Annotated in this window: 13 protein-coding genes and 2 pseudogenes; 9 read left to right on the top strand and 6 right to left on the bottom strand. The window is 73.6% G+C overall.

What is annotated here, in order from left to right:
* From JNW89_RS12510 to JNW89_RS12520, 3 genes and pseudogenes are all read right to left on the bottom strand, one after another.
* A partial coding sequence (locus JNW89_RS12510) for an NAD(P)/FAD-dependent oxidoreductase (RefSeq protein WP_238449057.1) occupies positions 1-1,164 on the bottom strand: 1,164 nt, incomplete at its 3' end.
* A gap of 55 nt (positions 1,165-1,219) precedes the next feature.
* Positions 1,220-2,649, bottom strand: a pseudogene (locus JNW89_RS12515) (FAD-dependent oxidoreductase).
* Positions 2,646-4,754, bottom strand: a pseudogene (locus JNW89_RS12520) (molybdopterin oxidoreductase family protein). Before JNW89_RS12520 ends, JNW89_RS12515 begins: the two co-directional pseudogenes overlap by 4 nt.
* Before the next feature lie 146 nt (positions 4,755-4,900).
* Between JNW89_RS12520 and JNW89_RS12525 the strand changes: the two are divergent.
* From JNW89_RS12525 to glmM, 8 genes are all read left to right on the top strand, one after another.
* Positions 4,901-5,329 carry a class I SAM-dependent methyltransferase gene (locus tag JNW89_RS12525; RefSeq protein ID WP_238449058.1) on the top strand — a complete coding sequence of 143 codons (429 nt, stop codon included), beginning with the start codon at positions 4,901-4,903 and terminating at the stop codon, positions 5,327-5,329.
* An 11-nt stretch (positions 5,330-5,340) separates the two neighbouring features.
* Positions 5,341-5,601: a hypothetical protein gene (locus JNW89_RS12530; RefSeq protein ID WP_238449059.1), complete on the top strand. Its 261-nt coding sequence runs from the start codon at positions 5,341-5,343 to the stop codon at positions 5,599-5,601.
* A 167-nt stretch (positions 5,602-5,768) separates the two neighbouring features.
* A complete protein-coding gene (locus JNW89_RS12535) occupies positions 5,769-6,026 on the top strand; it encodes a DUF6364 family protein (RefSeq protein ID WP_154941856.1) in 258 nt (85 codons plus the stop codon).
* The gene (locus JNW89_RS12540) at positions 5,992-6,309 is read left to right on the top strand and encodes a hypothetical protein (RefSeq protein WP_238449060.1); all 318 of its coding nucleotides are present in this window, start codon (positions 5,992-5,994) and stop codon (positions 6,307-6,309) included. The genes JNW89_RS12535 and JNW89_RS12540 overlap by 35 nt, the downstream gene beginning before the upstream one ends.
* Positions 6,310-6,433: 124 nt before the next feature.
* Positions 6,434-7,816 (top strand): MFS transporter, encoded by a 1,383-nt coding sequence (locus tag JNW89_RS12545; RefSeq protein WP_375155086.1) that lies wholly within the window; start codon positions 6,434-6,436, stop codon positions 7,814-7,816.
* Between the two features lie 191 nt (positions 7,817-8,007).
* Entirely contained in the window at positions 8,008-8,451 is a 444-nt protein-coding gene (rplM, locus tag JNW89_RS12550; protein WP_154941857.1) for a 50S ribosomal protein L13, read from the top strand.
* Positions 8,452-8,471: 20 nt separating this feature from the next.
* Positions 8,472-8,936 (top strand): 30S ribosomal protein S9, encoded by a 465-nt coding sequence (rpsI, locus tag JNW89_RS12555; RefSeq protein WP_088998399.1) that lies wholly within the window; start codon positions 8,472-8,474, stop codon positions 8,934-8,936.
* A 112-nt stretch (positions 8,937-9,048) separates the two neighbouring features.
* Positions 9,049-10,404: a phosphoglucosamine mutase gene (gene glmM / locus JNW89_RS12560; RefSeq protein WP_238449061.1), complete on the top strand. Its 1,356-nt coding sequence runs from the start codon at positions 9,049-9,051 to the stop codon at positions 10,402-10,404.
* 50 nt (positions 10,405-10,454) lie between these two features.
* Here glmM and JNW89_RS12565 read toward each other — a convergent pair whose 3' ends face one another.
* Positions 10,455-11,201 carry an ABC transporter ATP-binding protein gene (locus tag JNW89_RS12565; RefSeq protein ID WP_238449062.1) on the bottom strand — a complete coding sequence of 249 codons (747 nt, stop codon included), beginning with the start codon at positions 11,199-11,201 and terminating at the stop codon, positions 10,455-10,457.
* Between the two features lie 2 nt (positions 11,202-11,203).
* Positions 11,204-11,338, bottom strand: coding sequence for a hypothetical protein (locus JNW89_RS36710; RefSeq protein WP_255540745.1), 135 nt, complete (start codon positions 11,336-11,338; stop codon positions 11,204-11,206).
* 9 nt (positions 11,339-11,347) lie between these two features.
* On the opposite strand from JNW89_RS36710, the gene JNW89_RS12570 reads away from it, so the two are divergent.
* Positions 11,348-11,878 carry a hypothetical protein gene (locus JNW89_RS12570; RefSeq protein WP_238449063.1) on the top strand — a complete coding sequence of 177 codons (531 nt, stop codon included), beginning with the start codon at positions 11,348-11,350 and terminating at the stop codon, positions 11,876-11,878.
* A gap of 159 nt (positions 11,879-12,037) precedes the next feature.
* Here JNW89_RS12570 and JNW89_RS12575 read toward each other — a convergent pair whose 3' ends face one another.
* Positions 12,038-13,000: an aldo/keto reductase gene (locus JNW89_RS12575; protein ID WP_238449064.1), complete on the bottom strand. Its 963-nt coding sequence runs from the start codon at positions 12,998-13,000 to the stop codon at positions 12,038-12,040.
* Positions 13,001-13,214: the final 214 nt, after the last annotated feature.

Genomic DNA, 13,214 nt, shown 5'->3' on the forward strand with positions numbered 1-13,214 from the left:
AGCGGGCAGCGGCCCGCCGACGCTGGCCCGCAGCGTGGGGTAGGCGCTCGCATCCCCGACCAGCACGCCGCCGAGCAGCGTCTGCGCGTCGTCGGAGAGGACCAGCTTCGCGTACGACCGGGTGGCCGGGTCGGTGAAGGTCACGTCCAGGCAGCCCGGGGTCGTGCCGTGCGCGTCGCCGAAGGAGGCCACGTCCACGCCGAGCAGCTTGAGCTTGGTGGCGGTGTCGGCCCCGGGGAAGGTCGCCGACCCGCCGAGCAGCCGGTCGGCGACGACCTCGGCCATCGCGTACCCGGGGGCGACCAGGCCGTGGCAGGTGCCGTCGACCGCCGCGCACTCGCCCACCGCCCAGATCCGCTCGTCGTCGCTGCGGCAGGTCGCGTCGACCAGCACCCCGCCGCGCGGGCCCAGCGCCAGCCCGGCCGCCCGGGCCAGCTCGTCGCGGGGGCGGATGCCGGCGGCCACCACCACCAGTTCCGCGTCGACCGTGCTGCCGTCGGAGAGCTCCAGCCCGGCCACGACGCCGTCCGGGCCGGGGCGCAGCGCGGTGGTGGCCACCCCGAGATGGGTGGTGACCCCCAACTCCTCGACGTAGCGGCGCAGCATCGCGCCGCCCGCCTCGTCGACCTGCACCGGCATCAGCCGGGGCGCGAACTCGACGACGTGGGTGGCCAGGTCGAGCAGGCGCAGGGCGTTGGCCGCCTCCAGGCCGAGCAGGCCGCCGCCGATCACCGCGCCGGTACGCCGACCCCGGGCGTGCGCCCGGATCGCCTCCAGGTCGTCCAGGGTGCGGTAGACGAAGACCCCGGGCAACGCCGCGCCGTCCACCGGCGGCACGAACGGGTACGACCCGGTGGCCAGCACCAGCGCGTCGTACGGGTGCTCGCCGGCCGCGGTGGTCACCACCCGGCGCTCCCGGTCGACGCCGGTGACGGCCTCGCCGAGGCGCAGGTCGACCCCGTCGTCGGGGGTGTGCAGGTTCAGCTCGTCGGCACCCACCCCGTCGAAGAACGCCGAGAGCCGCACCCGGTCGTACGCCGCCCGGTGTTCCTCGGCGAGCACCGTCACCCGCCACCGCCGGTCGTGGTCGCGGGCGCGCAGCGCCTCGACGAACCGTTGTCCGACCATGCCGTTGCCGACGACGACCAATCGTCCGCCGGTCATCGCGTCACCTCCTCGCGGTCCGTCACGTCAGTTCCGTGGATCGCTTTCCGTCCGGTCATCGGGTCGCCCCCACCGAATCCGCCTCGGACAGCCAGTCGACGATGCCGGCAACCGCGTCCCGGCAGCCGCCGCAGCCGGTGGCGGCCCGGGTCGTCGCCACCACCTCGTCCACCGTCCGGGCCCCGGCCCGCCAGCAGGCGACCAGCGCGCCCTTGCGCACGTCGTTGCACTGGCAGACGGTGGCCGCGTCCGGCATCAGCGCCGGGGACTCCGCCGGCGCCGCCGCGGTGCCGCCCAGCGCACGGCCCAGCAGCAGCGACCGCCGGTCGGCCGGCACCGGCGCGCCCCGGTCGAAGAGCTGCACCACCGTGCCGACCGACGGGTTGTCCCCGAGCAGGATCGCGGCGGTCAGCCGTTCCTCGTGGATGCGCAGCCGGGCGTACGTGCCCCGGGCCGGGTCGGCGAAGGTCAGCTCCTCGCCCGGGCCACCGGCGGGGTCGCCCATCGCCGCGAGGTCGATGCCGGCCGCCTTGAGCCGGGTCACCACCGGCCGGGGCCGGTACCGGGCGGCCGGGTCCTCGCCGGTGAGCGCCTGGGCCAGCACCCGGGCCTGCGCCCAGGCCGGCGCGACCAGCCCGCTCAGCGTGCCGTCGTGCTGGGCGCAGTCGCCGATCGCCGAGATCCGGGGGTCGGCGGTGCGGAGCTGGTCGTCGACCACCACGCCCCGCTCCACGCTCAGGCCGGCCGCGGCGGCCAGCGCGGTGTCGGGGCGTACCCCGCAGGAGAGGACCAGCAGGTCGGCGGAGAGCGACCGGCCGTCGGCCAGGTCGAGGCGGACTCCGCCGGCGTCCGCCGCCACCCGGGTGGCCGCGACGGCCAGGTGGGTGGTCACCCCGAGGCCGGCGAGGGTGCCGGCCAGCACGGCCGCGCCGGTCGGGTCGAGCTGGCGTTCCATCAGGTACGGCACCGGGTGCACCACGCCGACGTCGAGCCTCGGGCGGCGAGCCCGCGCGCCGCCTCCAGCCCGAGCAGCCCGCCGCCGAGCACCAGGGCGCTGCGGGCGCCCTCGGCGGCGGCGAGGATCCGCCGGCAGTCGTCCAGCGTGCGGAACGGGACCACCCGCTCCGGCAGGTCGGCCGGGTCCAGGCCGGGCAGCGGCGGCACGATGGCCCGGCTGCCGGTGGCGAGCACCAGGTGGTCGTACGGGATCCGGTCGCCGTCGTCGGTGTGGACCACGCCGGCGTCCCGGTCGATCGCGGTCACCTGCACGCCGGTACGCACGTCGACGCCCTGCCCGGCCACCTCGGCCAGCTCCACGTCCGGCTCGGCGACCTTCCCCGCCAGCAGGGTGGAGAGCATGATCCGGTTGTACGCCCGGTGCGGCTCCGCCCCGAGCACGACGACCTTCAGGTCCCCGTCCCGGGCGTGCAGTTCGGCGGCGAGCCGGGACCCGGCCATGCCGTATCCCACGATGACCACGTTCATGCCTTCTCCACCCGTACGGCGCAGATCTTGAATTCGGGCATCCCGGAGACCGGGTCCGTCGCGTCACTGGTCACGGAGTTGGCCCGGGCGCGCCGCCCCAGTGGAACGGCGCGAAGACGGTGTCCGGCCGGATCGTCGGGGTGAGCCGGGCCGGCGCCCGCAGCTCGCCCCGGCGGGAGGCGACCCGCACCTCCTCGCCGTCAACCACCCCGAGCCGGTCGGCCAGGTCCGGGTGCAGCTCGACGAAGCCGCCGGGGGGCGGCCCGGCGCAGCGCGGCGACCCGCCGGGTCTGGGTGCCGGACTGGTACTGGGCGAGCACCCGGCCGGTGGTGAAGTGCAGCGGATAGTCGGCGCAGACCGGTTCGGCGGCCGGCCGGTGGGTCACCGGCTGGAACCGGGCCCGGCCGTCCGGGGTGGCGAACGAGTCGGCGAAGAGCCGGGGCGTGTCCGGCCCGGCCGGGTCGGGGCAGGGCCAGAAGACGCCCTCGTCGGCCTCGATCCGCTCCCAGCTCACCCCGGCGTAGTCGGCGACGCCGCCGGCCGAGGCCCGGCGCAGCTCGGTGAAGACCTCGGCCGGGTCGGTCGGGAAGGACGCCGGGGCGTCCAGCCGGTCGGCCAGCTCGGCGAGGACCGCCAGGTCGGTCCGGACCCCGGGCGGCGGCTCGCGCAGCGCCCGGCGGCGCAGCACCCGACCCTCCAGGTTGGTCATCGTGCCGTCCTCCTCGGCCCACTGCGCGACGGGCAGCACCACGTCGGCGAGGGCGGCCGTCTCGGAGAGCAGGAAGTCGGCCACCACCAGCAGGTCGAGCCCGCGCAGCCGGGATTCGATCCGGGCCGCCCGGGGCGCGGAGACCACCGGGTTGGAGCCGAAGACCAGCAGCGCCCGAGGGCCGCCCGGGGTGCCGAGCGACTCCAGCAGCTGGTACGCCGGCACGCCCGGCCCGGGCAGGTCCTCGGGGTCGATGCCCCACACGCCCGCCACGTGCTCCCGGGCCGCCGGGTCGTCGATCTTCCGGTACCCGGGCAGCTGGTCGGCCTTCTGCCCGTGTTCCCGGCCGCCCTGGCCGTTGCCCTGGCCGGTCAGGCAGCCGTAGCCCGAGCCGGGGCGGCCGGGCAGGCCGAGGGCGAGCGCCAGGTTCACGAAGGCGCTGACCGTGTCGACGCCCTTGGCGTGCTGTTCCGCGCCCCTGGCGGTGAGGATGATCGCGCTGCCGGCGGTGCCCAGCGCGCGGGCCGTCGCCTCCAGATCGGCCACCGGCACTCCGGAGAGCCGTTCCACCTCCGCCGGCCAGTAGCCGGCCACGGTGCGGCGTACCTCGTCGAAGCCGGTGGTCCGGGCGGCGACATAGTCCCGGTCGATGAGGCCCTCGGTGAGCGCGACGTGCAGCAGCGCGTTGGCCACCGCGAGGTCGGTGCCGGGCAGCGGTTGCAGGTGCAGGTCGGCCTGGCGGGCGGTGGCGGTGACCCGGGGGTCGACCACGATCAGGCGTCCGCCGCGTTCCCGCTGGTCGGCCAGGTGGCGCATCAGCGGCGGCATGGTCTCCGCCGGGTTGGCGCCGACCAGCAGCAGGGTCTCCGCCCGGCCGAGGTCGGCCAGCGGGAAGGGCAGCCCCCGGTCGACGCCGAAGGCGCGGATCCCGGCCGCGGCGGCCGAGGACATGCACCACCGGCCGTTGTAGTCGATGTGCCGGGTACGCAGCGCCACCCGGGCGAACTTGCCGAGCGCGTACGCCTTCTCGTTGGTGAGCCCGCCGCCGCCGAAGACCGCGACCGCGTCCCGGCCGTATCCCGTCTGGACGGCGCGGATGCCGGCGGCGATCCGGTCGAGCGCGGCCGCCCAGGTCGCCGGGCGCAGCTCGCCGGTGGCCGGGTCGCGTACCAGCGGGGTGGTCAGCCGGTCCGGGTGGTCCAGCAGCTCGGCGGCGGTCCAGCCCTTCTGGCACAGCCCGCCCCGGTTGGTGGGGAACTGGCGGGGGAGCACTTCCACCCGCCCGCCGGTCTCGCGCAGGACCATTCCGCACTGCAGGGCGCAGTACGGGCAGTGCGTCTCCGCCTGTCGGGGGTCGCCCCCCGATCGGGTCGCGGAGCGGGCACGGTCTGTCATGCCAGTGAAGCGTGCCGGGGGGCGGTTTCCGGTCCGGGTCCCGTCTGTTTCGGTCCTGTCAAGAGCGCCTCACACCGCACGCGGGCAGCCGGCCGGTCGGTGGGTCTATGATGTGGGACAACCATCCTGAAATATGGGAGGCGACGATGAGCGTGACGGCGGCGTTCGACGCGGTGGCCGGCAGCTACGACCAGGCCCGACGGCGCCTGGTGCCACGCTTCGACGACTTCTACGGCACGGCGGTGGAGGTGGCGGCCGTGCCGCTGCGGGCCGCGCTGGCCGCGGGGCGTACCCCCGAGGTGCTGGACCTGGGCGCGGGCACCGGGCTGCTCTCGCTGCTGCTCACCGCGGCGCTGCCCGGGGTCCGGGTGACCCTGCTCGACGGTGCCCCGCGGATGCTGGCGGTGGCCGCCGACGCGTTGGCCGCCCGGGGCGTGCCGCACCGGACGGTGGTCGCCGACCTGGCCGACCCGCTCCCCGCCGGCCGGTACGACGCGGTGGTCTCCGCCCTGGCCGTCCACCACCTCGACGACGACGGCAAGCGCGCCCTCTACCGGCGCGCGCCGAGGCGCTGACGCCCGGCGGGGTGTTCGTCAACGCCGAACAGGTCGCCGGCCCGACCCCCGCGCTGGACCGCCGCTACGACGAGGTCTGGGTGGCCCAGGCCGCCGCGCTCGGGTCCGACGACGCGGAGCTGGCCGCCGCCCGGGAGCGGATGCGGCACGACCGCCCGGCCCCGGTGGACGCCCAGTGCCGCTGGCTCACCGAGGCCGGCCTGGTCGACGTCGACTGCTTCTTCAAGGCGTGGCGCTTCGCCGTCTTCGGCGGCACCCGCCCCACCGCCTGACCGCGTCCCGCCGAGGTCCGCGCACTTTCAGAGAAAGCGTGGCCATCCGAGGCGGAATAGCCACCCTTTCTCTGAAAGTGCGCTCGAGGGGCGGGGGTTTTGGGTCGTTGGCTGACCGGCGCGGAGTGGGATGACTGGTGGTCATACCAAGGGGTAGTATCGGCGGCATGACTGCCAAGGTGACACTGTCGTTCTCCGACGAGACGATCGAGGAGGCGCGCCGGTTCGCCAAGCGCGAGGGGCTGTCGCTCTCCGCCTGGATGGACCAGGCGGCCCGGGAGAAGGCGCTGCGCGAGGTCTTCACCGCGCACGCCGCCGCGGTCGGCCGGGCGGGGCTCGACCTGGAGACCGCCGCGCTCGCCGACGCCCGGGAGGTCGGCATGGTCGACGATGCGCTCTTCGGCGGACGTCCGCGTGCTGCGTAGGGGCGAGATCTGGCGGATCGAGGGCGCCCGGGAACGGCTCGGGCTGGTGATCAGCACCGACGTCTACAACTGCACGGACGTGCCGATCGTGATGGTGGCCGAGGTGGTCGAGACGGCGCTGCTGCGGGACTCCCCGCTCGCCGTGCCGATGGGCGGGTACGTGGTGATGCCCGACCGGCTCTCCTCGCCGATGAAGAAGTGGTTCACCGAGTGCGTCGACGTCGCCGACACCGAGACCATGCAGCGGGTGGGGCGGGCGTTGCGCATCCTGCAGCAGCTCTGACCGCCTCACCACCGCCCGACGGCCGACGTGCGATCTCCGTTTCCGGAACGACCCGCGACAGGCACCGTCGGGTAACCGGCCGTTCCTAACCTCCTGGACGTCACATCGACCAGGAGGAGCCGCCGTGAGCACGCTCGCCCCCACGACAACAGCCCCCGCCGACCCCACGGCCGCCGCCGGGCGCCGGCACCGGATCGACGACTGGCGCCCCGAGGACCCGACGTTCTGGCGTACGACCGGGGCGGCGATCGCCCGCCGTAACCTCTGGGTGTCGATCTTCGCCGAGCACGTCGGGTTCTCCGTGTGGAGCCTCTGGTCGGTCACCGTGCTCTTTCTCGGTCCCGCGTACGGCATCGACCCGGCGGGGAAGTTCCTGCTCACCGCCGTGCCGGCCGCGTTGGGCGCGGTGTTGCGGCTGCCCTACACGCTGGCGGTGGCCCGCTTCGGCGGCCGGAACTGGACCATCGTCAGCGCGCTGATGCTGCTGGTGCCGGCGGTGCCGATGACGGTGCTGCTGGAGCCGGGAGTGTCGTACAGCACGCTGATGGTGCTGGCCTGCCTGACCGGGGTCGGCGGGGGCAACTTCGCCTCCTCGATGGCGAACATCAACCTCTTCTTCCCGGACCGGCTCAAGGGCCGCGCGCTGGGGCTCAACGCCGGTGGGGGCAACCTCGGCGTACCGGCGGTGCAGCTGGTCGGGCTCGCCGTGCTGGCTACCGCGGGGGCGGCGTACCCCCGGCTGGTGCCGGCGGTCTACCTGCCGCTGATCGTGCTGGCCGCGCTGGCCGCGGCGCGCTGGCTGGACAACCTTCCCGGCGCGCGCAACGAGCCGGGCGCGCTGCGCGAGGCGGCCCGGGACCCGCACACCTGGGTGATGTCGCTGCTCTACATCGGCACCTTCGGCTCTTTCATCGGCTTCGGCTTCGCCTTCGGGCAGGTGCTCCAGCTCCAGTTCGCCGAGCGCTTCCCGACGCCGGTCGACGCCGCCTGGCTGACCTTCCTCGGCCCGCTGGTCGGGTCGCTGATCCGGCCGCTCGGCGGGCAGCTGGCCGACCGGCTCGGCGGGGCCCGGGTCACCTTCGCCAACTTCGTGGCGATGGCCCTGGGCGCCGGGCTGGTGCTGTACGCCGCCCGGGAGCGGTCGTTCCCGCTCTACCTGACCGGGTTCCTGGCGCTCTTCGTCTTCTCCGGGATCGGCAACGGGTCGACGTACAAGATGATCCCGGCGATCTTCCGGGCCCGGGCGGTGGCGGAGGGGGAGCTGACCGGTGACCCCGAGGCGGCCGACCGGCGGGCCCGCCGGCTCTCCGGGGCACTGATCGGCATCGCCGGGGCGGTCGGCGCGTCCGGCGGGGTGCTGGTCAACATCGCCTTCCGGCAGTCGTTCCTGACCTCCGGCAACGCCGAGGCGGCGTACCTGGCCTTCATCGGCTGGTACGCGCTCTGCTTCGCCCTGACCTGGGCGGTGTACCTGCGCCCGGGCCCGCGCCGGCTGGCCGGGGTGTGACCTGTACCATCGTCACGTCGCAAGCCACGCTGGGTGACCCCCCGTTTTGACCTGCCGACGGGGCGCCGGGTATCGTTGCCTGCTGTTGTACGACATCCAGAGGCGTGCCGCATCAGGTACGCTTGGTCGTTCGTGCGCGCCTGGTCACCTCGGCGCGCGACCCCAGACCGACGACGAGACAAGGTAGACCTGTGCGTACGTACAGCCCGAAGCCGGGTGAGATCGAGCGTCAGTGGCACGTTATCGACGCCTCTGATGTCGTGCTGGGCCGCCTGGCCACCCACGCCGCCACGCTGCTGCGCGGCAAGCACAAGCCGACTTTCGCGCCGCACGTCGACACGGGCGACTTCGTCGTCATCGTGAACGCGGGCAAGGTTGCGCTGACCGGCAACAAGCGTCAGACCAAGATTGCCTACCGCCACTCCGGTTACCCGGGTGGTCTGAAGCAGGTCGGCTACGACGAGCTGCTGACCAAGCGTCCCGAGCGGGCCATCGAGCTGGCTGTCAAGGGCATGCTCCCGCACAACAAGCTCGGCCGTCAGCTCATCAAGAAGCTGAAGGTCTACGCCGGTGCCGAGCACCCGCACGGCGCGCAGCAGCCGGTGCCGTTCGAGATCAAGCAGATCGCGCAGTGAGCGCGGGCGAAGGAAGCAGCATGACCGACATCACCGAGACCGAGGTCGCCCCCGAGGCCACCGAGGCGCCGGCGCCCGTCGCCCGCGCGCCTCGTGGTGACCGCCCGATCCAGACCGTGGGTCGGCGCAAGGAGGCCATCGTCCGGGTGCGCATCGTCCCCGGCAGCGGCAAGATCACCTGCAACGGCCGGGACCTCGAGGCCTACTTCCCGAGCAAGGTGCACCAGCAGCTCATCAAGGACCCGCTGGTCACCGCCGAGAAGCCCGAGGCGTTCGACGTCATCGCCAACCTGCGCGGCGGCGGCACCACCGGCCAGGCCGGTGCGCTGCGGCTGGCCATCGCCCGGGCGCTGATCGTCAACGAGCCGGACGACCGCCCGGCCCTGAAGAAGGCCGGCTTCCTGACCCGGGACGCCCGGGTCAAGGAGAGCAAGAAGTACGGCCTCAAGAAGGCCCGTAAGGCTCCTCAGTACTCGAAGCGCTGATCATCAGCGACACGTTGTACTTCTGACGGACGGCCGGGATCGCCTCCCCACACGGGAGGTGGCCCGGCGTTCGCCGTTTCCCCTGGGACCCTTTCATCGGAGGTTGGCGGGTATGGGCCGGTTGTTCGGCACGGACGGCGTACGCGGGCGGGCGAACGCGGATCTCACCCCCGAGTTGGCGCTGGCGGTGGCGGTGGCCGCCGCGCACACGCTGGCCGAGTCGGACAAGACGCATCCCCCGCTCGCCGTGGTCGGCCGGGACACCCGGGCCAGCGGCGAGATGCTGGAGGCGGCCGTGGTCGCCGGGCTCACCAGCGCCGGGGCCAACGTGGTCCGGGTCGGCGTGCTGCCGACCCCGGCGGTCGCCTTCCTCACCGCGGAGGCCAAGGCCGACCTCGGTGTGATGCTCTCCGCCTCGCACAACCCGATGCCGGACAACGGGATCAAGCTCTTCGCCGCCGGCGGGCACAAGCTGCCGGACGAGATCGAGATGCGGATCGAGGCGGCCGTCGAGGCGAACGCCACCACCGCCTGGGACCGGCCGATCGGCGCCGGTGTCGGTCGGGTGCACGACCTGCTCGACGGCGCCGACCACTACGTGCAGCACCTGGTCGGCACGGTGCCGCACCGGCTGGACGGGATCAAGGTGGTGGTGGACTGCGCCAACGGCGCCGCCGCCGAGGTGGCCCCCGTGGCGTACCGGGAGGCGGGCGCCGAGGTGATCGCCATCCACGCCGAGCCGGACGGGCTCAACATCAACGACGACTGCGGTTCCAACCACATCGACGGGCTGCGCGCCGCCGTCGTCGAGCACGGCGCCCACCTGGGCATCGCGCACGACGGCGACGCCGACCGGTGCGTCGCGGTGACCGCCGACGGTGACGAGGTCGACGGCGACCAGGTGATGGCGATCCTCGCCCTCGCCATGCGGGAGGCCGGCACGCTCGCCCAGGACACCCTGGTCGCGACCGTGATGAGCAACCTCGGCCTGCGCCTGGCGATGTCCGCGGAGGGCATCCGGCTGATCGAGACCAAGGTCGGCGACCGGTACGTCCTGGAGGAGCTGCGCGCCTCCGGCCTCGCCCTCGGCGGCGAGCAGAGCGGTCACATCGTCATGCCGGCGTACGCCACCACCGGCGACGGCGTGCTCACCGGGCTGCACCTGATGTCGCGGCTCGCCGCCACCGGCAAGTCGCTGGCCGAGCTGGCCTCGGTCGTGACGAAGCTGCCGCAGGTGCTGATCAACGTGCCGGTCGGTGACCGCACCGTCGGCGCCAGCGCCCCCGAGGTACGGGCCGAGGTGGAGCGCGCCGAGGCCGAGCTGGGCGAGACCGGCCGGGTGCTGCTGCGCCCGTCCGGCACCGAGCCGCTGGTGCGGGTGATGGTGGAGGCCGCCACCGAGGCGACCGCCCGAAGCGTCGCCGAGCGGATCGCCGAGCACGTACGCGCCGCCAGCCCGACCGCCTGACGGGTCGGCCCGGCCGCGCGCTCAGGGCTCGCGGCCGGGCATCCCGCCGTTCAGAGGTGCAGCCGGGTGGCCCGGTCGAAGGTGTCGGCGGCGTCCTCGCCGTCGGTGAGGTCGACGTCCTCCACGACCCGTCCGTCGTTGAGTCGGACCAGCCGGTCGCACCGGGCGGCGATGGACCGTTCGTGGGTGGCCAGCAGGATCGTCATGCCGTGCCGGTCGCGCAGGTCCAGCAGCAGGTCGAGAATCTGCGCGCCGGTGGTCGAGTCGAGGTTGCCGGTGGGTTCGTCGGCCAGCAGCAGCCCGGGCGCGCCCATCAGCGCCCGGGCGATGGCGACCCGCTGCTGCTGGCCGCCGGAGAGCTGCGCCGGCAGGGCCCGCTCACGCCCGGCGAGGCCGACCGCGTCGAGCAGTTCCCGGGCCCGGGTGACGTGGTCGCCCCGGCCGCGTCGCGGCAGCACCGGCGCGATCACGTTGTCCAGGGCGGTCAGCGCGGGCAGCAGGTGGTAGCGCTGGAAGACGAACCCGACCCGCTGCCGGTAGCGGGCGAGGGCGGCCCGGCGCAGGCCGGTGACCTCCACGTCGTCGACCGTCACGGTGCCCCGGTCGGCCTGTTCGATGGCGCCGATCATGTGCAGCAGCGTGGACTTGCCGGAGCCGCTCGCCCCGGTCAGCGCCACCACCGACCCGGCGGCGATGTCCAGCGTCACGTCGTCGATCGCGGTCAGTCGTTCGGCGCCCGTGCGGAACTGCCGGACCAGCCCGGAGATCCGCAGCGTGCTGCCCCCCGTCGACTCCATCGTCACTCCTCTGCTAGTAGTCGTGCCGTCGGTATCCGCCGCAGCAGCGCGGCCGGCAGCAGCGCGGCCGGCAGCAGCGCGGCGACGCAGGTGACCAGCACGCCGGTTGCCGCCACGAGGGCGGCGACCAGCACCAACGCGGCCTGGTGGTCGCCGAGCGGCAGGCCCAGACGGTGAAGCCCGACCGGGTGGTCTACGAGATCACCCCGGCGGGCCGGACCGAGCTCGACCGGTGGCTCGGTGAGCCCAGCCCGCGCAGCGGCGGCTTCCGGGACGACTTCTTCCTCAAGGTGACCGCCGCGGCCCGCTCCGGGCAGCCGGCCACCGTCCGGGCGGTGCTCGGCAACCAGCGCGGGCACCTGATGCGCGAGCTGCGCAACCTCGACGGGTTGCGCCGCCGCGCCGAGGATCCCGTGGTCGGTCTGCTGCTCACCGCGGCGAGTCGGCACGTCGAGGCGGACCTCGCCTTCGTGGACGACGCCGAGGCGGTGCTGCTCGCCGACGGCGGCGCACTGCTCGGCACGCTCCGGGCGGCCGGCCCGAGGCTGCCGACCGGCGGCCCGGCCCGATCGGGGCGGCGGGCTGACCGGCGGGGTGCCCGTTCCGGCCTGCTGTCCCGGGACGTGCTGGTCCCGGTCCGGCGACCGCCCGTTCCGTCCGGACCCTGCCGCACCTGACGGAGAACGCCGACGCGGCGTCGGTGGTGCTCACCGCTGACGTACGGGCCCGGCTCACGCCCTGCCGCCGGCGGTCGGCGGTCGATACTGAGCGACGTTGCGCCCCGATGAGGTGGGGCGGCAACCGTCCTCGAATTGCGTCGCGGAATCTGTGCCGGCTCAGTACCTGGTGCCCACCGGCTCGGGGAGGGCGTCGAGTGCCGAACGCGCGTCCGCGGTCAGCGTGATCGAATCCGCAGCCATGTTGTCTTCCAAATGACTGAGCGTCTTCGTGCCCGGAATGGGAACCACGTTGTCGGCGAGCGCCAGTAGCCAGGCGAGCGCCACCTGCGCAGGTGTCGAACCCATTTCGGAACTGATACGAACAACTCGCCGGGCGATTTCCTGATTTGCGGAAATTGTATCCGGTTGGAAACGTGGCAGGTTGCGCCGACCGTCCCGGACCGGCAGGTCGGCGGTGCCGGCGAAACGGCCGGTGAGGAATCCGCGGCCGAGCGGCGCGAACGGCAGAAATGTGATCTGTTGCTCCGTGCAGTACGGCAGCACCGAATCCAGCGGCTCGCGTGTCCACAGGGACAGCTCCGACTGGACGCTCGCGACCGGGTGGATCTTTTCGGCCCGCCTGATCTCGTCGACCGACACCTCGGACAACCCGATCATCCGGGCCTTGCCCTCGGTCACCAGCTCGGCCAGCGTCCCCCAGCTCTCCTCGATCGGAACGGCCGGGTCGACGCGGTGCAGCTGGTAGAGGTCCACATGGTCCACACCCAGCCTGAGCAGGCTCGCCTCGCACGCCGCCCGCAGGTGTTCGGGGCGTCCGTTGCGGTGCACCGTCCGGCCGCCGTCGGCCAGCAGGCCGCCCTTGGTCGCCAGCACGACCTGGTCCCGGCGCCCGCGCAGCGCCCGGCCGACGAGGCGTTCGTTGGTGAACGGGCCGTACAGGTCCGCCGTGTCGAGAAGGTTGCAGCCCAGCTCGATCGCCCGGTGAATGACGGCGACGGAATGGGCGTCGTCGCGCCCGTCCTCGTCGTATCCCCAGGACATCCCCATGCAGCCGAGGCCGATGGCTCGTATTTGCGGACCATTGCCGCCGAGCCGTGTGTAGCGCATGTTCTCCCCCATGCCGAATTGGTTGCAATCGGGCTCGGGTCAGCCTATCACCCGCCGTCATTGGATGCGGGTGTGAACATGTGACAGGGTATTGACATCAGCCACTCGTAACGGATTTTGCTCATTTGTGGCCCGGGGGGGAATTCTCACACGCAGTGGATCTGCGCAGGTGGGCGGCGCGATTGTCGGGTCGGTCGATGTCGTCCGCCGATCGACGCGCCCGGTG

It is taken from the genome of Micromonospora sp. 4G55 (assembly GCF_016803375.1).

What these genes read in the sequence shown, in the direction of transcription:
- JNW89_RS12540 (WP_238449060.1), top strand. Translation starts at nt 5,992, where the DNA reads ATGCGCTCTTCGGCGGACGTCCGCGTGCTGCGTAGGGGCGAGATCTGG.
- JNW89_RS12525 (WP_238449058.1), top strand. Translation starts at nt 4,901, where the DNA reads ATGAGCGTGACGGCGGCGTTCGACGCGGTGGCCGGCAGCTACGACCAG.
- JNW89_RS12535 (WP_154941856.1), top strand. Translation starts at nt 5,769, where the DNA reads ATGACTGCCAAGGTGACACTGTCGTTCTCCGACGAGACGATCGAGGAG.
- glmM (WP_238449061.1), top strand. Translation starts at nt 9,049, where the DNA reads ATGGGCCGGTTGTTCGGCACGGACGGCGTACGCGGGCGGGCGAACGCG.
- JNW89_RS12565 (WP_238449062.1), bottom strand. Translation starts at nt 11,201, where the DNA reads ATGGAGTCGACGGGGGGCAGCACGCTGCGGATCTCCGGGCTGGTCCGG.
- JNW89_RS12575 (WP_238449064.1), bottom strand. Translation starts at nt 13,000, where the DNA reads ATGGGGGAGAACATGCGCTACACACGGCTCGGCGGCAATGGTCCGCAA.
- rpsI (WP_088998399.1), top strand. Translation starts at nt 8,472, where the DNA reads ATGACCGACATCACCGAGACCGAGGTCGCCCCCGAGGCCACCGAGGCG.